General features: G+C 67.4%; 19 protein-coding genes. 3 read left to right on the top strand and 16 right to left on the bottom strand.

Annotation, left to right across the window (positions count from 1 at the left end):
* Positions 1-10: 10 nt before the first annotated feature.
* The 4 genes from RIU96_RS10080 to lspA all read right to left on the bottom strand — a co-directional run bounded on the left by RIU96_RS10080 (position 11) and on the right by lspA (position 3713).
* On the bottom strand, positions 11-1531 hold the full coding sequence (locus tag RIU96_RS10080) for an efflux RND transporter periplasmic adaptor subunit (protein ID WP_311204937.1): 1521 nt from the start codon (positions 1529-1531) through the stop codon (positions 11-13).
* 184 nt (positions 1532-1715) lie between these two features.
* Positions 1716-2288, bottom strand: coding sequence for a hypothetical protein (locus RIU96_RS10085; protein WP_311204938.1), 573 nt, complete (start codon positions 2286-2288; stop codon positions 1716-1718).
* Positions 2285-3211, bottom strand: a complete 927-nt coding sequence (locus tag RIU96_RS10090) for an RluA family pseudouridine synthase (protein WP_311204939.1) — start codon at positions 3209-3211, stop codon at positions 2285-2287. Before RIU96_RS10090 ends, RIU96_RS10085 begins: the two co-directional genes overlap by 4 nt.
* Positions 3201-3713 (bottom strand): signal peptidase II, encoded by a 513-nt coding sequence (lspA, locus tag RIU96_RS10095; RefSeq protein ID WP_136651522.1) that lies wholly within the window; start codon positions 3711-3713, stop codon positions 3201-3203. The genes RIU96_RS10090 and lspA overlap by 11 nt, the downstream gene beginning before the upstream one ends.
* 43 nt (positions 3714-3756) lie before the next feature.
* Here lspA and RIU96_RS10100 point away from each other — a divergent pair, with 43 nt between their 5' ends.
* Positions 3757-4731, top strand: a complete 975-nt coding sequence (locus RIU96_RS10100; protein ID WP_311204940.1) for a DUF6263 family protein — start codon at positions 3757-3759, stop codon at positions 4729-4731.
* 1 nt (position 4732) lies between these two features.
* Positions 4733-6418: an ABC-F family ATP-binding cassette domain-containing protein gene (locus RIU96_RS10105; RefSeq protein WP_311204941.1), complete on the top strand. Its 1686-nt coding sequence runs from the start codon at positions 4733-4735 to the stop codon at positions 6416-6418.
* A gap of 216 nt (positions 6419-6634) precedes the next feature.
* Here RIU96_RS10105 and RIU96_RS10110 read toward each other — a convergent pair whose 3' ends face one another.
* Entirely contained in the window at positions 6635-7237 is a 603-nt protein-coding gene (locus RIU96_RS10110; protein WP_136651519.1) for a WKL family lipoprotein, read from the bottom strand.
* A gap of 86 nt (positions 7238-7323) precedes the next feature.
* Between RIU96_RS10110 and RIU96_RS10115 the strand changes: the two genes are divergently transcribed.
* Positions 7324-8256 carry an asparaginase gene (locus RIU96_RS10115; RefSeq protein WP_259787366.1) on the top strand — a complete coding sequence of 311 codons (933 nt, stop codon included), beginning with the start codon at positions 7324-7326 and terminating at the stop codon, positions 8254-8256.
* Here the strand turns inward: RIU96_RS10115 and RIU96_RS10120 are convergent.
* From RIU96_RS10120 to RIU96_RS10170, 11 genes are all read right to left on the bottom strand, one after another.
* Positions 8253-9626 carry a DNA polymerase IV gene (locus tag RIU96_RS10120; RefSeq protein WP_311204942.1) on the bottom strand — a complete coding sequence of 458 codons (1374 nt, stop codon included), beginning with the start codon at positions 9624-9626 and terminating at the stop codon, positions 8253-8255. The genes RIU96_RS10115 and RIU96_RS10120 overlap by 4 nt on opposite strands.
* 76 nt (positions 9627-9702) lie before the next feature.
* The gene (ileS, locus tag RIU96_RS10125) at positions 9703-12891 is read right to left on the bottom strand and encodes an isoleucine--tRNA ligase (protein WP_311205187.1); all 3189 of its coding nucleotides are present in this window, start codon (positions 12889-12891) and stop codon (positions 9703-9705) included.
* A gap of 327 nt (positions 12892-13218) precedes the next feature.
* Positions 13219-14136, bottom strand: coding sequence for a DivIVA-like cell division protein Wag31 (locus RIU96_RS10130; protein WP_136651515.1), 918 nt, complete (start codon positions 14134-14136; stop codon positions 13219-13221).
* Between the two features lie 222 nt (positions 14137-14358).
* Positions 14359-14667, bottom strand: coding sequence for a YggT family protein (locus tag RIU96_RS10135; RefSeq protein ID WP_136651514.1), 309 nt, complete (start codon positions 14665-14667; stop codon positions 14359-14361).
* Between the two features lie 101 nt (positions 14668-14768).
* Positions 14769-15248: a cell division protein SepF gene (locus RIU96_RS10140; protein ID WP_136651513.1), complete on the bottom strand. Its 480-nt coding sequence runs from the start codon at positions 15246-15248 to the stop codon at positions 14769-14771.
* A 40-nt stretch (positions 15249-15288) separates the two neighbouring features.
* A complete protein-coding gene (locus RIU96_RS10145) occupies positions 15289-16005 on the bottom strand; it encodes a YggS family pyridoxal phosphate-dependent enzyme (protein WP_136651512.1) in 717 nt (238 codons plus the stop codon).
* Entirely contained in the window at positions 15998-16753 is a 756-nt protein-coding gene (pgeF, locus tag RIU96_RS10150; RefSeq protein ID WP_136651511.1) for a peptidoglycan editing factor PgeF, read from the bottom strand. Before pgeF ends, RIU96_RS10145 begins: the two co-directional genes overlap by 8 nt.
* 205 nt (positions 16754-16958) lie before the next feature.
* Positions 16959-18188 (bottom strand): cell division protein FtsZ, encoded by a 1230-nt coding sequence (gene ftsZ / locus RIU96_RS10155; RefSeq protein ID WP_136651510.1) that lies wholly within the window; start codon positions 18186-18188, stop codon positions 16959-16961.
* Positions 18189-18341: 153 nt separating this feature from the next.
* Positions 18342-19007, bottom strand: a complete 666-nt coding sequence (locus tag RIU96_RS10160) for a cell division protein FtsQ/DivIB (RefSeq protein ID WP_144689187.1) — start codon at positions 19005-19007, stop codon at positions 18342-18344.
* Between the two features lie 3 nt (positions 19008-19010).
* Positions 19011-20462, bottom strand: coding sequence for a UDP-N-acetylmuramate--L-alanine ligase (murC, locus tag RIU96_RS10165; RefSeq protein WP_259794598.1), 1452 nt, complete (start codon positions 20460-20462; stop codon positions 19011-19013).
* Positions 20463-20511: 49 nt separating this feature from the next.
* Positions 20512-21591, bottom strand: coding sequence for a UDP-N-acetylglucosamine--N-acetylmuramyl-(pentapeptide) pyrophosphoryl-undecaprenol N-acetylglucosamine transferase (locus RIU96_RS10170; protein WP_136651507.1), 1080 nt, complete (start codon positions 21589-21591; stop codon positions 20512-20514).
* Positions 21592-21607 lie beyond the last annotated feature (16 nt).

Genomic DNA, 21607 nt, shown 5'->3' on the forward strand with positions numbered 1-21607 from the left:
GCTCACGGGCCTACCCCTTGTTCTGGGCGCTCGTGGTGGGAGCGGGCGCGGAGCTGGCTCGGGCCTGGGCGACCTCGTCGGGATTGAAGTTCGGGTCGGCCACGGCGACGGTGTCGCCGAGCTTGTCGCGGTACTGGTCGGGCCAGTTGATCACGATGTCACCCTGCTTCAGGTCGCCGCCGGTCACGGCGACGTCGACCTCGTTGGCCGTGCCGGTTTCCACCGTGCGCTCTTCGACGGTGCCGCGCTTGTCGCCCTCGTCAGTGCTCAGCACGAGGACCTTATTCGTCCCGGCGTCGTCGTAGACCGCGTCGAGGGGCACGGACAGCGAGTCTGGGGTTTCTTCCGTGATGATTTCCGCTCGCGTGCTGCCGCCGAGCAGCAGCCCAACCTTATCACCCGTGACCTCGATGTCAACGGGGAACATCACAGAGGCGTTGGCCTGCTGGTCGCCCTCTCCCGGCGCGCCAACGGGCGAAATCCATGACACCCGGCCCGCGAATTCCTTGGGACCCGTCGCGGTGCTCGTGAACGTGACGCGGTTACCGGTCTTGATGTTGGGCATATCCACCTCTCGCACCTGGGTGCGGATCAGCAGCCGCGCATCATCGACGATGGTCAGCAGCTTGCCCTGGGGCACGTCGCCTTCTTTGACGTCAACGCTGGTGACCAGACCGCCCATCGGGGCGTAAACAGTTGCGGACTGCACCTGGTATTCCAGGGCACCGTCACCGGTTGCATTGCTCGCCATTTCGGCCTGACGCCACGCCGATTCGGCCTGACGCTTGAGCTGATCGCGCTCCTGGGCGGCCTGGGTGCGCGCGACGTCAAGCTGGGCGTAGGCCTCGCGCAGTGCGGCTTCGGCCTGGGCCACGCTGAGCTGGGTTGCCACCTGCTGCTGGGCCTGGGCGGCCTGCTCCTGCTCAACGATGCGCTGCTGGATCAACTGCTGCTGTTCAGGGGAAGGAGCATGCACCGGCACCGGGACTGGAACCGGCTGCGGCGCGGGGTGCGGCGCGCCACCGGAGCTGATGTCGCCGATAAAGCGCTTGATCTGGTTGACCGAGGCGTCCATGGCGACAGCGCCCTGGCCAGCGACGGCTGCGTCGTAAGCCGCCTGGGCCTGGTTCACGGCGGATTGCGCCTGGGCGATCGCGGGGTAGGTCCCGCGGTTGATCTGGTCCCGCACGGCGTTGAGCTGCGCCTGGGCCGCTTCCGCCGCCTGTACCGCATCCGCCTGCGCGTTGGCCTGCTGCTGCTGTTGCTGAGCAAGCTGGGCTTCCGCGGCGGTGGAGTTCATGTCCAGCAGGAACTGGTCCACGGCTACGCGGTCGCCGGCGGCCACAGCAACGTTTTCCACCTCTGTTTGCAGCGGGGTGGTCAAGTTCATCGTGCGGGCTGGTGAGATGTTGCCGTTGACAACGATGCTGTTGGTGACGTCGTCTTCGCGCACGACGGTGTAGTCACCGGCGGCCAAGCCGTTTTTCTTCTTCTCATCCCCACCAGCACCGCACGCCGTGGCGAAAAGCAATGAGGCGACCGCAAGTGCGGTCGCTGCTTTTGCCCTCCCGAGGCCCCGCTTCCGACCGGGCCGCGCGGTCGTGCGGTCACGGGATGTGTCGATTCCGGGGACGGAAACCAAAGCTGCTCCTCACAGGGCGTGTGAACTCTAACTCGAAAAACTATACACGCCAGCGCGACATGCTTCCCGGGCGTTAAGTAGACATTGGTGAAACGTTAGATGAAGGCGCTGCGTCGAAACTGTGAGGTCGCACGGGTGAAATCCCGAACGTGCCGACGCGCGCGTCCGGCGGCAGAGCTTCCACAGCGAAAACGCGGCTGTCCGCGGCGATGTCGCGCAGCACCGCGGGCGCATCCTTAACCAACACCGACTGCGGGGAGTCGGCCACGTCGAACCCCACGGCGCGCGCCCGGTCGGCCTCGTGGGTAAACACCTCAGCGCGGCTGCGCCCCGCCACGGGCTCCGGTATTGGGCGCGGGGGCGCACCTGGAAACACCACCGCGCTGACGCGTCGCACAGGCTCCACCACGTCCGCCGCCTCGGCGGGGCTGAGCTCGCCTTGGAAGGACACAAGCGCCCACACAGCCTCCTCGCCCTCGCTTATCGACGCCCGCGCCCGCGCCACATACTCCTGAGGCGACTCCCTCTGCTCCATGCCCAGCTGGTCGCCCTGGTACGTCGGCGCGGGCTGCGCCGCAACCCCCAGCGCCCACAGCCCCGCCACTAGCGCAACGACCAGCAGGGCAACTATTGCGATGCGTCTCACGCGCGCAGCACCTCGAGCGCGTGGGCGAGATCGGCCGGGTACGGGGATTCAACCTCCATGAAGTCGCCGGTGCGGGGGTGGATGAACCCGAGCTTGGTGGCGTGCAGCCACTGGCGGATCAGCCCGACGCGCTTGGCCAGGTTTGGATCCGAGCCGTACATCGGGTCGCCAACGCACGGGTGGCCCACGGCGGACATGTGCACGCGGATCTGGTGAGTGCGGCCGGTTTCTAAGCTGATCTCCAGCAGGCTCGCCTCGCGAAACGCCTCGACGAGCTCGTAGTGCGTGACCGCGTGGCGCCCGTCCGAGGTCACGGCGAACTTCCACCCGGAGGAGGGGTGGCGCCCGATTGGGGCGTCGATGGTGCCCACGATCGGGTCAGGCAGGCCCTGGACCACGGCGTGGTAGGTCTTCGACACCGTGCGCTCCTTAAACGCGCGCTTGAGCACCGAGTAGCCCTGCACGCTGTTGGCCACCACCATGACCCCGGAGGTGCCCACGTCGAGGCGTTGGACGATTCCCTTGCGCTCGGGCGGGCCGGCGTCGGGAAGCGGAAAGCCCATCGCCGTGAGACCGCCGACGACGGTGGGGCCCTCCCAGCCCAGCGTGGGGTGCGCGGCGACGCCGACCGGTTTGTCCACCGCGATCACGTCGTCGTCGCTGTAGATGATGCTCAGCCCGTCGACGAGCTCGGCCTTCGGCGCCGGGGGCTTCTTCGGCTCGGGCAGCGTGACTTCGAGCAGTGCGCCGGCGCGCACGCGGTCTGACTTGGCGACCCGGGAGGCGTCGATAAGCACGCTGCCCTCGGCGACGAGCTCGGCGGCGACGCTGCGCGAGAGCCCAAACAGCTTCGACACCGCCTGGTCCACCCGCATCCCATCGAGCCCCTCCGGCACGGGTAGGGCGCGGAACTCACCGCCCATGCGCGTTCTTCCTCTCGGCGGCGAACACCGCCAGGACGAACACGATCACACCCACGGTGATCGAAGCGTCCGCGATGTTGAACACCGCGAAGCCGCCCACCGAGATGTAGTCCACAACGTGGCCGAACCAGAAGCCGGGCTCGCGCAGCAGGCGGTCGATGAGGTTGCCCAGGGCGCCGCCCGCGATCATGGCCAACCCCAGGGCTTCCCAGCGGTCCTTGATGCGCGGCGCGGCAATCAACGCGCCCACCACGAACGCCAACTGGATCGTGGTGAACAGCCAGGTTGAATCCTGCCCCATCGAAAACGCCGCGCCGGGGTTAAACAGCAGGTACAAACGGAACCAGTCGCCGATCACGGGCACGGGCTCGCCCGGGGTCAGCATGCTCAGCATGAGCTGCTTGACCACCTGGTCGATCGAGGCGATCGCCAGCATGATGCCCACGATGTACCAGGTCCACCGCGCGCGGGGGCCACTTTGCACGTTCACGTTGTCCTCCATCGCCTGACAACTTTAGCCGTGCACGGTGCGGTAAGTTCAAAGGGTGATAGTAAAGCGTCGACTCCTCGCAGGGGCCCTCACCGGGATACTCGCCAGCACCGTGGTGCTGACGGGCTGCAGCCGAAGCGAGCCCGATCCCGTCGCTGACGTGCCCGCTTTCGCCCCGGATGCCCCCAGCGTCACCCTCGTCGAGGCCGGCGCCGACCCGCGCCCGCTGCGGTTCGACGACACGGGCGACACGGGCGACACCGAACCGTGGGAGACCGAGGTGCGCGTCTCCGGCGGGATCGACCAATCCGTGCAGGCCACCAGTGCTGTGGAGCAGCAGGCCCCGGCGGGCGGCGACGTCAACCGCGTGACGCTGCCGCTGAGCGTGACCGCGCAGCCCGCCCCGGCGCCAGGCAGCGGTGAGAACGACGCGGCGCGGCGCATCGACTTCACTGTCGGGTCCGGCTCGCACTCCGACCTCGCCTTCGGCCAGGAGGTCGCCACCGCGGAAGGGTTTCTCATGAGCTGGCGTGCGGACGCCGCGGGGCGCGTCGATACGCTCAAGCTCTTGGCCCCGCCGGAATCTTCGTCGACCGGCCGGCAGATCGTTGAGTCTTCCCTGCTCACCCTGGCCTCGACCAACGTGGTCTTCCCCGCCGAGCCCGTCGGTGTGGGCGGGTCGTGGACGGTGACCAACCGCATCACGGGCGACGCCAGCATGCGGCGCACCACAACCTACACCGTCACCGCTCTTGACGGCGACACCGTCACCTTGGACGTGACTGTGGACGAGCGCCCCACGCAGCAGGAGGTCACCATCGACAACGAGGTCGCCGGTGAGCTCAACGGCGCGACCCTGACCGTCGACGCGGCGTCGACCACCTCCGAAGGCGAAATCACGGTCGACCTTCGCCGACCTCTGCCCGTGGCGGGCGCCGTCAAGGCCACCACCCGCGTCGTGTACGCCGGCCCCCAGGCCGAGACGCGCGTTGTCCAGGACATCACCAGCGCCGTCGAGTACGGGGGTTAACATGGTCGCGCCATTGCACATCGGCCTGGACGGCATCTCCTTTTCCTACCCCGGCGGCCACCGCGTGCTCACCGACATCTCGTTCGCTGTGCCCTCCGGCTCGGTCACCGGGCTCATCGGGGAAAACGGCGCGGGCAAATCGACGCTCCTCGGCGTGATCTCGGGCAAGCTTCACCCCGACGCAGGCACGCTGGTCACCCCGCCGCTGACAGGGTTCATCGCCCAGGAAACCTCCCTGCCGTTTACCGAGCCAGCTTCATCGCTTATCGACGCCGCCGTCAACGAACTGCGCCTCATCGAACGCGACATCACGGAGTTCGCCGAGCGCATGGCCAGCGAGCCGGACAACGATTCACTCGCCGCCTCGTTCGACCGCGCCCTCGCCCGCGCCGAGAACTCCGGGGTGTGGGAACTCGATGCGCGCATCGCGACCATATTGGCTGGTCTGGGCCTTGCCAACGTTTCGTTGACGACCCCGCTGGGTGAGATGTCTGGTGGCCAGCGTCGCCGCTTCGCCCTGGCGACGCTGCTACTGCGCCCCGTCGACGCGATGGTGCTTGACGAGCCAACCAACCACCTCGACGACGAGGCCGTGGACTTTCTCATCAACGAGCTGCGCGCGTTTGACGGCCCCGTGCTCGCCGCCTCGCACGACCGCTTCTTTCTTGATGCCGCCTGCGACGGGCTCGTCGACCTCGACCCCTCGCTCGGTCCAGAGGGTGGCTTCGGCGAAAGCACGCGCCAAGGCGCGCGCTTTTCCGGGTCCTTCACCGACTACCTGGCGGCGCGCCACGCCCGCCGCGTGCGCTGGGCCAGCGACTACGCCGCCCAGGAGCAGGAAAGGACGAGGCTGGCGGCCGCGGCCCAGCAGAGTGCGGATGATGTCTTTCATTCCCACGAGAACAAAACGGAGTCGCGGATCGCGGCTAAGTTCTACGCCGACCGCGCGGCCAAAACGGTCGGCAACAGGCGTCGTTCCGCCGAAAACAGGCTCGAGGCCCTTGAGCGTTCCGAGATCCCCGCGCCCCCAGCGCGGCTTGAGTTTCGTGGCCTGCCGCCCCACACCCTGACCAGCCTGGGTCTGCCGGCGGTGGTGGCCAAGCAACTCAGTGTCGCCGACCGCCTCGCACCCCTGGATGTGAAGGTGCAGCCCGGCGACCAACTGCTGGTGGAGGGACCGAACGGGTCCGGTAAATCCACGCTGCTGAAGATCCTCGACGGCACCCTGCCCGGTTACGACGGTGAACTCATCATGCCCGAGGAGATGACAATTGCGCGGCTCGAGCAGGACGACTCTTGGCCCGACCTGACCCGCAGCGCGGAGGACGTTTTCGATTCCCTCGTGCCCGACGGCACGCCATCTCTAGTCAGCCTCGGGCTGATGAACGAGGAGCAGGCGGCGACACCGCTCGAGGACCTTTCGTTGGGCCAGCGCCGCCGCGTCTCCCTCGGGGTCATCCTCGCCTCTCCTCCAGACTTGCTGCTGTTAGACGAGCCCACCAACCACCTCTCCCTGGTTCTCGCAGAAGAGCTCGAGGTCGCGCTCGCCGATTTTGAGGGCACAGTGATTATCACCAGCCACGATCGGTGGCTGCGCAGGCGGTGGCGCGAGCGCATTAGTAAGGGGGACTCGCGCGCTCGGGTGTTGACGCTGTCCACGATGTGGACGGATGAGGTGTGGCGTTAGTTTCTTGGGTGGTTGGTGACAAAAGTTGCGCCCCCACTGCAGCATTTGTCATTTCCCCAGGTCGCTTTTAGGGGCCGTGCAACATTTGTCACTCGAGGGCGCGCGGGCCTCGCCCTAGACGCGAGGTAGTGACAAAAGTTGCAGCCCCACTGCAGCATTTGTCATTTCCCCAGGTCGAATCTAAGGGTTGTGCAACATTTGTCACTCACATGCGCTCTACAGCGCCGGTGCCTCCGCAGGAGCAGGCGCTTCAGCAGGAGCAGGCGCTTCAGCCGGAGCCTCAGCAGGCGCCTGCGCCGGTGCCGCCTGGCACATCGCCGGGATCTGCTCCGGCGGCAAGGTGTGGGTCACCAGCGTGCAGGCCCAGGTCTGGGAGAGCTTCCAGTTGCCGTCCTCGAAGACGAACTCGACGTTGTCGGCAAGCTCGGTGGCCTGGTTCGGCTGGGTAAAGCTCACGCTCGCGAGCACGGTGTTCGGCTCGTAGCCAGGCAGGACGGGGTCGACGACCTGGAAGTTGGCGCCGGATTCCTGCTGCGACTGGGCCATGACATCGAACAGTTCGGGCGCGGTCTGGCCACCCTGCACCGTGTTGACGCGCTCTTCCATCGGCAGGTTGGGGTCGGTTGCTCGCATGAGCACGCCGTTGAGTTCAGCGGCGGTGGGAAGCTGGGCCGCCGGAGCTGCTTCGGCGGATCCCGGCGCGGATGCCGTGGTGGCCTGGGTGGTGGTGGGGGCGGTTTCCCCGTCGGTTGAGCATGCTGCCAAGCTCAGGGCCGCGCCGAAAGCTGCGACAGCGGCGGTGAGTTTCCTTGCGTTCACTTTGTCTCACGTCTCCTTCATACGGGTGTAACCTTGCCGAGGTTACCGTTTAATAACAACAAACCCCAACCGACACTCTGGTAAACATGACTCTTCCCCAGCCCGGCGAGCCCTTCGTCCTCGTCATCGCAACCGGCGGCACAATCGCTTGCACCACCGATTCCTCGGGCGCGCGCGTGCCCACGCTCTCCGCCGAAGAACTCGTCACCTCCTGCGACACATCGGAACCCACCCGTGTCTACGACTCGGTGCTCCTTGACTCCTCTTCTATGGGGCTCGGGGACGTCGATACGCTCATTGCGCTCGTGAGCCTTGCGCTTGACGACGCGCTCATCACCGGCATCGTGATCACCCATGGCACCGACTCCATGGCGGAAACGGCGCTCGCGCTCGACCTGGTCCAGCGCGACCCGCGGCCCGTGATCCTCACCGGCGCGCAGCTGCCCGCCGACCACCCGCACGCCGACGGGCCCGCCAACCTGCGTCGCGCCATCGAGATGGCCGCCGACCCCCTGGCCCGCGGTCGCGGCGTGACCGTGCATTTCGGCGGCGACAGCCTCGCCGCCCGCGGTCTGTACAAGCACGACACCGATAACCGGCGCGCCTTCGCGCTCACCGCCCCGATGACGCTGCCGCGCCCCGCCGCCGTCGACCCCGCTCCCCTGGCCAGGTTCAACGTGCCTATCCTGCGGGCGTGGCCCGGCGCGGGCCCCGAGCTCGTCGACTTCACCATCGACAGCGGCGTCGACGGCATCGTCGTCGAGGCGCTCGGCTCCGGCAACGTCTCCGAAGAGATGGGGCGCGCGCTGGTGCGCGCCGCCGAGGCGGACATTCCGGTGGTGATGAGCACCTCCGTGCCGTCCGGCGAAGTCAGCCTCGCCTACGGCGGCGGTGGCGGCGGTGCGACACTCGCGCAGCACGGGGTGCTCTCTGCCGGCTGGCTGCGCGCAGGCCAGGCGCGCATGGCACTGCTCACGGCGCTGGCCACGGGCACCGACCCGCGGGCGCTGCTGGACTAGCCGCCTTCCTGCCCCAGCCACTCGTCCCAGGCCAGGGAGTCGATGGGGTCGGCGGGCGTGAGGAGGGGGTCGTCGACACGCAGGCTCACCGCACGGCCCGGGCCCGTCGCCCTGGTCTCGAAACGCACGGTGACCCACCCGTGCCCGGTGCCCTGGATCCAGCCGTGGCCGTACTCGGGGTGGTAGACGTCTTGCGTGGCGCGCCAGCCTAAGGGGGCATCCGTCACCGTGGCGTGCACCGGCTCCGCGTAGTCGCTGACCCCGACCTCGACATCGGAGGTGACGCTGCCTGCGGAGATCACCTGGTCAAGCTCGGGGAACAGCACGTCTTGCAGCGCGTCCTCCAGCCCGGAGTATGAGACCCCGACGAGCCGGATCGGCCCAACTTCCTCGGGGTAGCGCACGAGTTTGAAGGCGGTGGCAAGAAGCGTTTCGGCGTCGTCGGTGGCGTACGGCAGCGTGGCCGAGCGCGACTCGATACGAAAGTCGGCCATGCGCAGCTTCACGCTGACGGTGCGCGCCCCGCGGCCGTCGTGAAGCAAGCGGCGATGCGACTCGGCCGCCGCGCGCTTGAGCGCCTCGTCCACCTGTGGCGGGGTGGTCAAATCCTGCGGGTAGGTGTGTTCCGAGGAGATCTGCTTCGCCTCGGCGCGCGGCGCGACCTCGCGGTTGTCGATGCCACGCGCCAGGCCCCACAGCTGCTTCGCCACCGCACCGCCGAGCGCGATCTCTACCTCGCGCGAGCTGAGCGCCGCGAAGTCGCCGATCGTCTCGATCCCCACCGACGCGAGCTTCGCCTCGGTCACGGGCCCCACGCCCCAGAGCTGGTTGACGGGCAGCGGGTGCAGGATTTCCAGCTGCTCCTCGCGCGGGATGACAAACACCCCATCCGGCTTCGCCAGCCCGGAGCCGATCTTGGCGTACTGCTTGCCGGAGCCCGCGCCTATCGACGACGGTAGCCCCGTCTCCTGTTTAATCTCCGCGCGCAGCCGGTTCGCCCACTCACGGATGTCGTCGGGGCTCGCGTCCGCGAGCTCGGCGGGTTCCATAAAAGCCTCGTCGATGGAGAGCTGCTCGACGACGTCCACGTGGCGCGCGATCACCTCGAACACCCGACGCGACGCCGTGGTGTACACCGCCCGGCGCGGGGCGACAAGCACGGCTTTTGGCCCGACGAGCCGGGCCGCGCGGTGGGTCGGCATCGCCGAGCGCGCGCCGTACTTGCGCGCCTCGTAGCTCGCGCCAGCGACCACTCCCCGACCGCTCACGCCGGCGACCAGCACCGGGCGACCCTTGAGCGTCGGGCGGGTGAGCTGTTCACAGGACGCGTAAAACGCATCCATATCGATATGCAACACCCAGCGCGACATGATCCCAGCTTAAACGCAGGCCTTCACCCTCAACCCGAAACGCTGCAACCTGCGCCGGGTTGAGGGGGAAGCGAACCTAAGCGTTCTTCGCCACCGTAGCGCTCACACCCGCGACGACCTCGTGCTCGAGCGCCTCACCCTCGACCACCTCGAAGGAGGTCGCCAGCGTCTCGGCGGCGATGTGCTCTGCGTGACGACGCGCCCACTCATGCTTGTCCCCTGGCACGCTGAGCACGACGGAGATGCGGTCGGAGACCTCGAAGCCGGAGGCCTTGCGCGCGTCCTGCAGGCCGCGGATGACGTCCGCCGCCCAGCCCTCAGCCTCGAGTTCCTCGGTGACGGTGGTGTCGAGCACCACGAGGCCGTCGACGCCGGTGAGGGCGTCGATACGCGCCGTGGACTCGGGGTTAACGGCGACGAGCCGCTCGGTGTAGAGCTCAGGGGTGAGCACGATGTCTCCGTCCACCACGACGTTGTCGCCCTGGCGCTCGTAGTTGCCCGCCTTGACGCCCTTGATCGCGCGCTGCACGTCCTTGCCCAGCTTCGGACCCGCCACCTTCGCGTTGACAACAACCTCGAACGAACCGGCGGAGGCGACGTCGTCGGTCAGCTCGACCTCCTTGACGTTGACCTCGTCGCGGATCGCGGCCGCGAAGTCGGCGAGCCGCGCCGACTCCGGCAGGGCGACGGTGAGCTTCGGCAGCGGCAGGCGGTTGCGCAACTTGTTGGCCTTGCGCACCGACGACGCCGCGGAGCACACCGCGCGCGTCGCGTCCATCGCCGCGACGAGCTCAGCGTTGGCCGGGATCTCCTCTGCCCGCGGGTAGTCCGCCAGGTGGACGGAGCGCCCGCCGGTCAGGCCGCGCCAGATCACCTCGGTGATGTACGGCAGAAGCGGTGCGGTGACCCGCGTGAGTACCTCGAGCACCGTGTAGAGCGTGTCGAAGGCCTCCGGATGCGCCTCCTGGCCCTCCCAGAAGCGGTCGCGGGAGCGGCGCACGTACCAGTTGGTCAGCGTGTCGGCGAACTGGCGCACCTCGTCGCAGGCGTCGGCGATGCGGGTATCGCTCAGCGCCTGGGCGACGCCCGCGACGAGGTCGTGGGTCTTGGCCAGGATGTAGCGGTCGAGCACGTTGTCGGAGTCGACGGACCAGCGCGCCTCCGTGGAGGAGTAGAGCTGCAGGAAGCTGTACGCGTTCCAGATCGGCAGAAGCGCTTGGCGCACGCCGTCGCGGATGCCCTGCTCGGTGACGACGAGGTTGCCGCCGCGCAGGATCGGGCTGGACATGAGGAACCAGCGCATCGCATCCGAGCCGTCGCGGTCAAAGACCTCGTTGACGTTCGGGTAATTGCCCTTCGACTTCGACATCTTCTGCCCGTCGGAGCCCAGCACGATGCCGTGCGCGACGACCTTCTTAAACGCCGGGCGGTCGAACAGCGCGGTGGACAGCACGTGCTGGACGTAGAACCAGCCGCGCGTCTGGCCCGAGTACTCGACGATGAAGTCGGCGGGCTGGCGCGCGTCGTGCTCGGCGACGTTCTCAAACGGGTAGTGGTACTGGGCAAAAGGCATGGAGCCGGATTCGAACCAGCAGTCCAGCACATCCGGCACGCGGCGCATCGTGGACTTACCCGTCGGGTCATCCGGGTTGGGGCGGGTCAGCTCGTCGATGTAGGGGCGGTGCAGGCTTTCCGGGCGCACACCGAAGTCGCGCTCGAGCTCGTCGAGGGAGCCGTAGACGTCGACACGCGGGTACTCGGGGTTGTCGGAGACCCACGCCGGCACGGGCGAGCCCCAGTAGCGGGTGCGCGAGATGTTCCAATCGCGCGCGCCCTCGAGCCACTTGCCGAACTGCCCGTCGCGGATGTGCGCCGGGATCCACTCGATCTCCTGGTTCAGCTCCACCATGCGGTCACGGAACTGGGAGACCTTGACAAACCACGCGGGCAGCGCCATGTAGATCAGCGGCTCGCCCGAGCGCCACGAGTGCGGGTAGGAGTGCACGATGGTTTGGTCGCGCACGACGCGGCCCGCTGCCTTCAGGTCGCGGATGATGTCGCGGTTAGCGTCGAAAACGAGCTTGCCCTCGTATTCGGGCACCAGCGATGTGAACTTGCCGTCGGCATCGACGGGGATGACCAGCGGGATCGAGTACTTCTCCGTGGTGGCCATGTCGTCCTCGCCGAAGGCTGGCGCCTGGTGGACCACACCGGTGCCGTCTTCGGTGGTGACGTAGTCCGCGGTGAGCACCATGAAGGCATTCTCGGTATCGGCGAAGTGGTCGAACACGGGGGTGTACTCGAGGCCTTCGAGCTGCGCGCCGCTAAACGTGGCCACGACTTCGGCGTCCTCGCCGAGCTCCTTCGAGTACGCGCCGACCAAGTTGCTGGCGAGCAGCATCGTGGCGCCGATAAAGCCCTCCGCGCCCGTGGAGCCGACGCGCACGAGGGAGTACTCGACCTCGGGGCCCACAGCGAGCGCCAGGTTCGACGGTAGCGTCCACGGCGTGGTGGTCCAGGCGATGGCGGCGGCGTCGTGAAGCTCGGGGTGCTCGGCCCACGTCTTCTCGGCCTGGTAACCCGCGCGGGCGCCGGTAAACGGCATGGTCACGGTCACTGTGGGGTCTTGGCGTTCGCGGTAGGCGTCGTCAAGCCGCGTCTCCTGGTTCGATAGCGGCGTGTGCTCGGCCCAGGAGTACGGCAGGACGCGGAAGCCCTGGTAGATTAGGCCCTTGTCGTAGAGCTCCTTAAACGCCCACATGACGGACTCCATGAAGTCCAGGTCCATCGTTTTGTAGCCGTTTTCGAAGTCGACCCAGCGCGCTTGGCGGTTGACGTAGTCTTCCCACTCGCTGGCGTAGTTCATCACGGACTTGGCGCAGTACTCGTTGAACTTCTCCAGGCCCATGTCCTCGATCTGGGCCTTGTCCGTGATGCCGAGCTGCTTTTCCGCCTCCAGCTCGGCGGGCAGGCCGTGGCAGTCCCAGCCGAACACGCGCGGCACGTGGTGGCCGGTCATCGTGCGGTAACGCGGCACGATGTCCTTGACGTAACCCGTGAGCAGGTGCCCGTAGTGGGGCAGGCCGTTGGCGAACGGGGGCCCGTCGTTAAAGACGTATTCCTCGCAGCCTTCGCGGCCTGCTAACGACGCCTGAAACGTGCCATCCTCATCCCAATACGCGCCAACGATGCGCTCCATCTCTGGGAAGCTACTGCTGCCGCCCGTCATATCGACCTTGGGGTACACCCCGCCGACGTCAACCATACGACCTACTCCTTCACTCACGTTTAATGCCTTGACGCTGCAGGGACGCGGGCAACCGCGCGGTACCACCCTGCTTGAGGCCAGCGAACTGACCCCCACTTCGTTTGTGGTGAAGGAAGTAACGTCTTCCCGGTGACGTCCGGTTCTACTGGGCCGACCCCGTAGGGTGCGGCTGTTCTTCCGGAAACGCTCCCCGGTGATGGCCGGATCAACGCGTGCGTTCGATGCGCGTTAAGTACAACGCATCGGCGACGTGGTTTATTCTAGCGCAACGAAACGCACCCCCTGACCCGGGTGAGGGTCAAGGGGTGCGCGTGGGCGTAAGTCTTACTTCTCGCCAGCGTCGCCGCTTGGTGCGGAGGTCGAGCGCGACTCGAGCTCCTCGAGCTGGGACTGCAGCAGCGTCTTCAGGCGCGTGCGGTACTCGCGCTCGAAAGTGCGCAGTTCAGCGATGCGGTTCTCCAGAGCGGCCTGCTGCTGCTTCACCGTGTTCATGATCTCGGTGTGCTTGCGCTCGGCGTCAGCCTGCAGCTTCTGGGCCTTCTCCTCAGCCTGGCGGACCTGCGCCTCAGCGCGGGAGTTGGCGTCGTTGGTGGTCTCGTCGGCCCTCTTCTCGGCCTCAGAAACGAGCTGCAGGGCACGGGACTCAGCGGCGCGGGTGGTCTCGTTCGCCTTGGACTCGGCCTCCTGCAGCTGGCGCTCAGCGGCACCGCGGGCCTCGTCGAGCATGGAGCGTGCCTCAGCCTGCGCGTCGGAGGTGAGGCGATCGGCCATCTCCTGGGCGAGGCCGAGGACCTTCGCAGCCTGAACATGGGTATCGGCAGAAGCCTCTGCCTTCGGCGCTGCAGTGGCAGCAACGGTGCTTGGCTGGCTGCGGTTGGAGCCAGCCTCCCCTGCCTGCTTGCGAGCGCGCTCAGCGTCCTCGCGGGCGGAGCGTGCCTCAGCCTCGGCGGCGCGGACCTTCTGCTCGTACTCGGCGCGAATCTCGGCCTCGATGTCGGCGCGGAGGGCCTTCTCATCAACCTGGGGGGTGGCAGCAACCGGCGCGGAGGGAGCCTGCGTGGCTCCACCGCGGCTGAGCTCCTCCACCTGGGCGCGCAGATCGTCGTTCTCGTCCAGAAGCTGGGCGAGAGTGTCCTCTACGAGGTCGAGGAACTGGTCAACCTCGTCCTCGTTGTAACCCCGCTTGCCGATCGGAGGCTTGTTGAAAGCGACTTTGTGCACGTCTGCTGGAGTCAGCGGCATTAGAGTTCCCTTCGCGTTAATGTCAGGCCCACAAGTGTGAGCGGGCGGGTGCTCCCCCAAAGAAAAGGAACGCCCTGAATAAAAGTACGATTTGTATTGTGTTGACACGCTAAGTGTATCCGAAGCACACCCACGTCAATACATTTATACCCTCAATCTACCGTGGACGTTGACCTGTTGCACGCCAAGCGCCCCACAGCGCCGGAAAAAGTACCCCCACGCTTAGCGCAAGAACGGCATCACGAGCAGCGCCTGGACGCCAACCTGCAGCAGCATGAGGATGAGGAACAGGGCGATCACACTGATGTCGATGCCAATGCCGTTGCCCATCTGCAGCGGCGGGATGAGTCGGCGCAGCGCTTTGACCGGGGGATCCGTCGCCACGAAGATGTACTCGGCCGCGACCATGAACCAGCGCGGCGGATCGAAGTGCTTGGAAAACGACTGGATCATCTCCACGATGATGCGAATAACCACCATGAGGGAATAAAGCCCGATGAGCGCCACAAGAATTGATCCGAATAAAGCCACGTGTAGCAGCCTACCTGTGCTGCCCCGAGAGCACTAATGCCCCTTCCCTCACCCGTAACGGGTGTCGGAAGGGGCATTGACCTGCTAGCAGCGGGCGAACGCTAGCGCAGGTGCGCCGCGCGCTCGAGCTCGCCCTCGGAGATGTGCGAGCCTTCGGGAACGATGGCGAACACGCGGCGATCAGTCGCCATACCCTTGGTCAGGTTGTGCATCTTGCCGCGCAGCGCGAAGCACAGGCCAGCGGCGAAGTCGACGAGACGCTTGGCGTCGGCTGCGTCGAGGTCGGTCAGGTCCATGATCACGGCGTCGCCGTCACGGAAGGGCTCGCCGATCTCGCGGGCGTCGTTGTAGCTGCGGGGCACAGCGTTGACCAGCGCCGAGGTGTGGACGCGGGTGGAGCCGTACTCACGGGTGTGCGGGGCGTCGTAGGCGCGCGGCTCGCGCTCCACACTGGTCTCGCGGGCGTATCCGGCGCCCGCCGCAGCGTAGCGCGGCTCGTCGTAGTAGTAGGCCTCGTCTGCGTCGTTGACGTCCTGGACTCCGAGGCCGAAAAATTCCTTGGCGTTGCCGAGAATTGACATAGGTTTGGTGCTCCTGCAGGTAGTTGCCGTCCGTTGAGGGCTAGCCTACGGGCCGGGCGCCAAACACCCCGGTTCCGACACGCACGATGTCGGAACCGCAGGCGATCGCTGTCGCGAAGTCCCCGGACATGCCCGCGGACAGGTCCATGGGACGCCCGATACGGTCACCCAGGGCGTCGGCACGCTCGCGCGCGCCCGTGAACACCGCGGTCTCGTCCGAACCGAGCGGCGGGACGACCATGATCCCGCCGAGCTCGAGGTGCGTCGCCGCCTCAATGGCGTCCGCCACCTCGTCGAGGCCCTCGTAGGCGACGCCGCCGCGGGCCGTGTCGCCGTCGGCGGAAACCTGCACCAGGCAGCGCAGCCGTGTGGATGTGCGGTCGCCGCGCTCGAGCGCCAGCTCCATGCCGCGGTCGAGCCCGGTGGCGAGTCTCACCGAGTCGACGGAATGCACCTCCGCCGCCCACCGCGCCACGGCGTTGGCCTTTTTCGACTGGATCTGGCCGATCATCGCGATCCGCACACCCGCACCCGCCTGCACCAACTCCTCGGCCTTGGCGCGCGCTTCCTGCTCGCGGTTCTCCCCCACGAGCTCCACGCCGAGCTCACCGAGCGCCGCGATATCGGCCACCGGGTGAAACTTGGACACCGGGATCAGCCGCACGCTGCCCTCGGTGCGCCCAGCAGCCGTGACCGCCTCGCTGATCTGGGCGCGCACGCGCTCAAGGTTTGTGGCCAGCTCGTCTTTTCTATCCATCGCTTTCTCCCGTCAACCAGATCACACCGGCCTGGCGGCCTGTCGTGCCCTCGCGCCGGTACGAAAAGAAATCCTCATCGGCCACGGTATCGCGCGGGTCCGCGTCGATGTGGGTGACCCCCATCGACATCAGCTGGCGCACCAGCCCGGCGCGGATATCCAGCCCACTCGTTCCCTGTGGCGTTGTCACCCGAGAGCCAGGCAGCTGCTTCTCGACGTCCGCAGCCATGTCACCGGGCACCTCGTACGACTCCCCCGCCGCCGCGGGCCCCAGCAACGCCTGGATGTTGCCCGGGGATGCGCCCAGCCCCACCATGGCGTCGATCGCCTTGCGCACAATGCCGTTGCGTGCCCCGACGCGGCCGGCGTGCACCGCGGCGATCACCCCCGCGGCGTGGTCGGATAAAAGCACGGGCACGCAGTCGGCGACCAGCACGCACAGGGCAAGGCCGGGCGTGGTGGTGACCAGGGCATCGGTCGCCTCCACGGGCTGTGACTGCGGGCCATCGACGACGGTGACGGTGTTGGTGTGCAGCTGCTCCATCCAAACAAGTCGCTGCAGATCAAGCCCGAGGACGCGCGCTAAGCGCGCGCGGTTGTCGGCGACGGCGTCGGGGGCATCGCCAACGTGCTCAGCAAGGTTGAACGATGCGTACGGGGGCGCCGACGCCCCGCCAGCACGGGAGGTAAACACCATGCGGACGGGGCGCTCGCTCACGCTGTGGGGATCAGATGTGGCGTTTCGCATACGGTCCAGGCTAGTGGGACGCGGCGGGTAATGCCTGCGTGGCTGGTCGTCTCACCCGGTGCGCGGCAGCGCATGGGCCACTACGCAATGTCTACTGCGCAATATGGCCACACAGGCCTGACGCGACCTGCGGGTTCGCCGGCCCGGCGTCGTAAAATGCGCAGTCCAAACTGCGCGGAGGCCCCCCGAACCCGCAGCCGCCAACTTACTGCAGGAAGTCGGGGACGTCGACGTCGTCGTAACGCGGCGCGCGGCGCTCCTCGCGCTCGGTGAACAGGCCGGTGCGGCGCTCCTCGTAGCGGTGGCGCGGCTGGCGCGACTCGCTGGTGCGGTCATAGTCGCTGGTCGGGGCGTCGGCGCTGCGGTCGTCGAAAAGCGAACCGCGCTGCGGCGCCGGTGTAGCAGTCTCGGAGGCGGGCTCCGGCTCAACGGTCACGGCGCGAGTCGAACCCTCCGACTGCGGCTGCTCGGCGTCGGGGCGCACGTTGGCCTTCTCGTCGAAACCGGTGGCGATGATGGTGACGCGGACTTCGTCGCCGAGGTTGTCGTCAATGATCGTGCCGAAGATGATGTTGGCGTCATCGTCGGCCTTTTCCTCGACGATGGAGGCGGCGTTGTTGACTTCCATCAGGCCGAGGTCGGAGCCGCCGGCGACGGAGATGAGCACGCCCTTGGCGCCCTCCATGGTGGCCTCGAGCAGAGGCGAGTTGATCGCCTGTTCGGTGGCTGCCATGACGCGGTTGTCGCCGCGGGCGGAGCCGACGCCCATGAGCGCGGAACCGGCGTCGGCCATGACGGAGCGCACGTCGGCAAAGTCGACGTTGATCATGCCGGGGATGGTGATCAGGTTGGTGATGCCCTGCACGCCGTTGTAGAGCACCTCGTCGGCGGCGCGGAAGGCTTCCATCATGGACAGTTCGGCGTCGCCAAGCTGGAGCAGGCGGTCGTTGGGGATGACGATGACGGTGTCGCAGACCTCTTTGAGGTTGGCGATGCCCTCCATGGCCTGGCGGGTGCGGCGCTTGCCCTCGAAGGAGAACGGGCGGGTAACCACGCCGATGGTCAGAGCGCCCATCTTCTTGGCGATTCCCGCGACAACCGGCGCCGCGCCGGTGCCGGTGCCACCGCCCTCACCGGCGGTGACGAACACCATGTCGGAGCCCTTAAGCGACTCCTCGATCTCCTGCTTGTGATCCTCTGCGGAGGTGCGGCCGACCTCCGGGTTCGCGCCCGCGCCGAGTCCGCGGGTAGCCTCGCGACCGATGTCGAGCTTGGTGTCGGCGTCGGTAAACAGCAGCGCCTGGGAGTCGGTGTTGACGGCGACGAATTCGACGCCTTTCAACCCTTCCTCGATCATCCGGTTGACGGCGTTGACGCCGCCGCCACCGACTCCGACGACGCGGATCATGGCGAGGTAGTTAGCGGGAGATGTCATGGGGGGTGTCTCGCCTTTCAGGTAACTCTTGGTTCATGGGCCTTACGTGGTCTCCATCATGGGCGAGAAATTGCACTTTTGATGTTTTTGGTTCGGCGTGTCACTACCCTAAACCTTTACTTTAGGGTTTTAACCTGGGGTTTTGCCGCGCGCCTAGCGCACCGTCACCTGCTGCGGGTTGGAAATGTTGAACTCCTGGCCCTCGCGCTGCAGCACGGTGTCCAGCGCCAGCGCCTTGTTCGCATTGTTCTCGCTCGCGCCCCACACGACGGTGCGGCCGTCGTTCAGCTTCAGAACGAACGTGTTCGGGCTGCGCGCCTCGATCGATTCGACCGCCTCGCGGCTGGGCCCGCTTATCGACGACGCCACCGCCACGCCACCGGCCAAGACTGCGTCATCCCCCGCCGCAGCGCCGGTGATCTCCACCGCCCCGGCGGGCGGGTCATCCACCGCGAACTCCTGGCCCTCCGCGTCGATCAGGTGCTTGCCGTCGGGCTCGGACACAAACGCCACCGCGGTGTGCTCCGTAAGCTCCACCTCGATCGTCGACGGCCACGACCTGGTGACCGTCACGCTTTCGACCCACGGGAGCCCCGCCACGCCCACGGCGGCGTCGTGGGTGTCCACCGCCCCGATCGGCGTGCCCGGGGTAATCCCCGTCGCCGTCTTCACCTCCTCCGGGCTGAGCTGCGTCGCCCCTGCGACGGTGATGTCTTTGACCGCGAACGCTTGGGTGCGCGGCAGGACCAGCGCGGCGATCGCAATGACGACGACCGCGACCACGACCACGATGATGATCCGGCGTTGTGCACGTCCCATGGCCTAGCCCTCCCCGAGCGTGGCGAGGATGTCGTCGCCAAGCAGCGTGACTGTGCCCGCGCCCATCGTCAGCACGAGGTCACCGGCCTGCGTGATCCCCGCGATCGTGGACGGGGCGTAGGAGAAGTTCGGTTCGTACACCGTCGTCGCGGCTGCTTCGCGCTCCATGTGGTCGATGATGATGCGCGAATCCACCCCCTCGACAGGTTCCTCGCGGGCGCCGAAGATGTCGAGGAGCACGACGGCGTCGGCCAGCGAGAGCGCGGCGGCGAACTGCTGCGCAAACGCGATGGTCCGCGAGTACAGGTGCGGCTGGAAGCACGCCACAACGCGGCCCCCCTGGCCCGCGGCGCGCACGGTGTCGCGCGCGGCGGTGAGCACCGCGGTGACCTCGGTGGGGTGATGCGCGTAATCGTCGTACACGCGCACTCCCGCGAAGCGCCCGCCCGTGATCTCGCCCTTGAGCTCGAAGCGGCGGCGCACGCCGGTAAAGCCAGTCAACCCCTCGGCCAGCTTGTCCGGGTCCGCCCCGACGAGCGTGCACGCCAGCAGCGCCCCGGCCGCGTTGAGCACCATGTGGTGGCCCGGGATGCTCAACGTGTAGCGCACCGTGCGGCTGACACCCCCGACGCTGAGCTCAACCTCGGCCGAGGTCGCATCCGAGGTGGTGATCACGGCCGCCGCCTCGATATCCGGGTAGCGAGACGCCGCGGCGGCCGTGCCGTACCCGACCACGGTGACGCCGCGGGCGCGGGCGCGCTGCCCACAGGCGGCCGCTTCTGCGTCGTCCAAGCACACCACGAGGTGGCCGCCGGGCTGGATGCGATCGGCGAAGCTGTCGAAAACCTCGAAGTACTTCTCCGCCGTGCCGAAGTAGTCCAGGTGATCCGGCTCGATGTTGGTGATCACGGCGACGTCCGGCTTGTAGCGCAGCAGGGAGGCGTCGGACTCGTCGGCCTCGGCCACGAACACCTCGCCCGCACCCTGGTGGGCGTTCGTGCCGGCGAGGTTGAGCTGGCCGCCGATGGCGAACGAGGGGTCCTCGCCCGCCGCCTGCAGCGCCACGACCGACATCGACGTCGTCGACGTTTTCCCGTGCGTCCCCGCGAGCAGCAGCTGGGTCGAACCCTCCATCAGCTCCGCGAGCAGGTCAGAGCGCCGAATCACGGGGATCGACTCCTCAGCGGCGCGCACCAGTTCCGGGTTGTCCTTCGGGATCGCCGCGAAACTGGTCACCACCACCGTCGGCAGCTCCCCCGCGAGCTCGAGGTTGCCCCGGTCGTGGCCGACCGCAATCGTCGCGCCCTGGGTGCGCAGCGCCTGCACCGGGCGCGAGTCTTTCACGTCCGACCCCGTGACCACCGAGCCGCGGCGCAGCGCGATGTGCGCGAGCCCGGACATGCCGGCGCCTCCGATTCCGATGAGATGGACGCGTGACAGGTCGATGCTGGGCATCGGCAACCTCCCGGGTAGGTAAACGTTAACGGTGCTGTGGGGGTGGTAGTTAGCGGGGTGATCTCGCGGAACGGACAGTGCGCAGCGCCAGCTCGCGCGCGACGTCGCCCGCGCCGGAATCCTTCAACGAGGCCCGCATTTGCTCCAAGCGCTGCGGATCGCCGAGGATGGCATTGACCTCGTGGATCAGCCGCTCGGCGCTGAGGTCGGCGTCGTCAATGCGCGCGGCGGCGCCCATGTCAACCAGGTGGGCGGAGTTGAGCCCCTGCTCACCGTTGCCGTGCGGCAACGGCACGTAGATCGCGGGAAGCCCGGCGGCGGAGTTTTCCGCCACGGTCATCGCCCCCGAGCGGCACACCACGAGGTCCGCGACGGCGTATGCCTGCTCCATCGCGTCAATGTAGGGCACGGCCGTGTAGTGCTCGTGCGCGGCGGGCGCGTCGTTCTTGCGCCCGTAGGCGTGAAGCACCTGCCACCCCTTCGCCGCGAGCGTATCGACGGCCCCCGCAAGAGCAGCGTTAATGCTTACCGCGCCCTGCGATCCCCCGGTGACCAAAATCGTCTTCCGGCCCGGGTCCAGGTTCCACATCTTGTAACCGTGCTCGGCCTTGGTGCCGTCCGGGTCGCTGCCCACGCCGGGGCGAACGGGAATGCCCACGACCTCGCCCGGCATCCCGGAACCCGCCACCGCGTTGAATCCGGTGCCGCCGAGGCGCACCCCGAGCTTGTTGGCCATCCCGGCCAGCGCGTTGGTCTCCAGTACAAAGAACGGCAGCCGCAGCGACGCCGCGGCCAGGTACGCGGAGGCGGCGACGTAGCCGCCGGTGCCGAAGACCACGTCCGCGCCGACGCGCTTGAGCGCGGACCGGGTCTGGTGCACGGATTTGGCCAGCTTGAACGGCACCCCCGGCAGAAGCCACGGTGTGGAGCGCGGGATCGGCACCGGGTCGATCAGGTTGAGCTCGAAACCGCGCGACGGGACGATGGCCGTCTCCAGCCCTTTCTCCGTGCCGAGTGCGGTAACAAAGGCACCGAACTCATCGCGCAGCACCTCCCCCACCGCCAGGGCGGGTTCGATGTGTCCGGCGGTGCCGCCACCGGCGACGACGACGCTTAGCTTCTCAGCCATACGGCGGGGGACTCCC

Origin of the sequence: Corynebacterium sp. Z-1 (assembly GCF_031844665.1) — a bacterium.
In the GTDB taxonomy this organism is placed as follows: Bacteria; Actinomycetota; Actinomycetes; order Mycobacteriales; family Mycobacteriaceae; genus Corynebacterium; species Corynebacterium sanguinis.

Excerpts from the sequence above, each read along its gene's own strand:
- RIU96_RS10145 (WP_136651512.1), bottom strand. The coding sequence starts at position 16,005 with ATGGATAGAAAAGACGAGCTGGCCACAAACCTTGAGCGCGTGCGCGCC.
- RIU96_RS10090 (WP_311204939.1), bottom strand. The coding sequence starts at position 3,211 with ATGGGCGGTGAGTTCCGCGCCCTACCCGTGCCGGAGGGGCTCGATGGG.
- RIU96_RS10170 (WP_136651507.1), bottom strand. The coding sequence starts at position 21,591 with ATGGCTGAGAAGCTAAGCGTCGTCGTCGCCGGTGGCGGCACCGCCGGA.
- RIU96_RS10115 (WP_259787366.1), top strand. The coding sequence starts at position 7,324 with ATGACTCTTCCCCAGCCCGGCGAGCCCTTCGTCCTCGTCATCGCAACC.
- RIU96_RS10140 (WP_136651513.1), bottom strand. The coding sequence starts at position 15,248 with ATGTCAATTCTCGGCAACGCCAAGGAATTTTTCGGCCTCGGAGTCCAG.
- ftsZ (WP_136651510.1), bottom strand. The coding sequence starts at position 18,188 with ATGACATCTCCCGCTAACTACCTCGCCATGATCCGCGTCGTCGGAGTC.
- ileS (WP_311205187.1), bottom strand. The coding sequence starts at position 12,891 with ATGGTTGACGTCGGCGGGGTGTACCCCAAGGTCGATATGACGGGCGGC.
- RIU96_RS10130 (WP_136651515.1), bottom strand. The coding sequence starts at position 14,136 with ATGCCGCTGACTCCAGCAGACGTGCACAAAGTCGCTTTCAACAAGCCT.
- lspA (WP_136651522.1), bottom strand. The coding sequence starts at position 3,713 with ATGGAGGACAACGTGAACGTGCAAAGTGGCCCCCGCGCGCGGTGGACC.
- RIU96_RS10160 (WP_144689187.1), bottom strand. The coding sequence starts at position 19,007 with ATGGGACGTGCACAACGCCGGATCATCATCGTGGTCGTGGTCGCGGTC.
- pgeF (WP_136651511.1), bottom strand. The coding sequence starts at position 16,753 with ATGCGAAACGCCACATCTGATCCCCACAGCGTGAGCGAGCGCCCCGTC.
- RIU96_RS10105 (WP_311204941.1), top strand. The coding sequence starts at position 4,733 with ATGGTCGCGCCATTGCACATCGGCCTGGACGGCATCTCCTTTTCCTAC.
- murC (WP_259794598.1), bottom strand. The coding sequence starts at position 20,462 with ATGCCCAGCATCGACCTGTCACGCGTCCATCTCATCGGAATCGGAGGC.
- RIU96_RS10120 (WP_311204942.1), bottom strand. The coding sequence starts at position 9,626 with ATGTCGCGCTGGGTGTTGCATATCGATATGGATGCGTTTTACGCGTCC.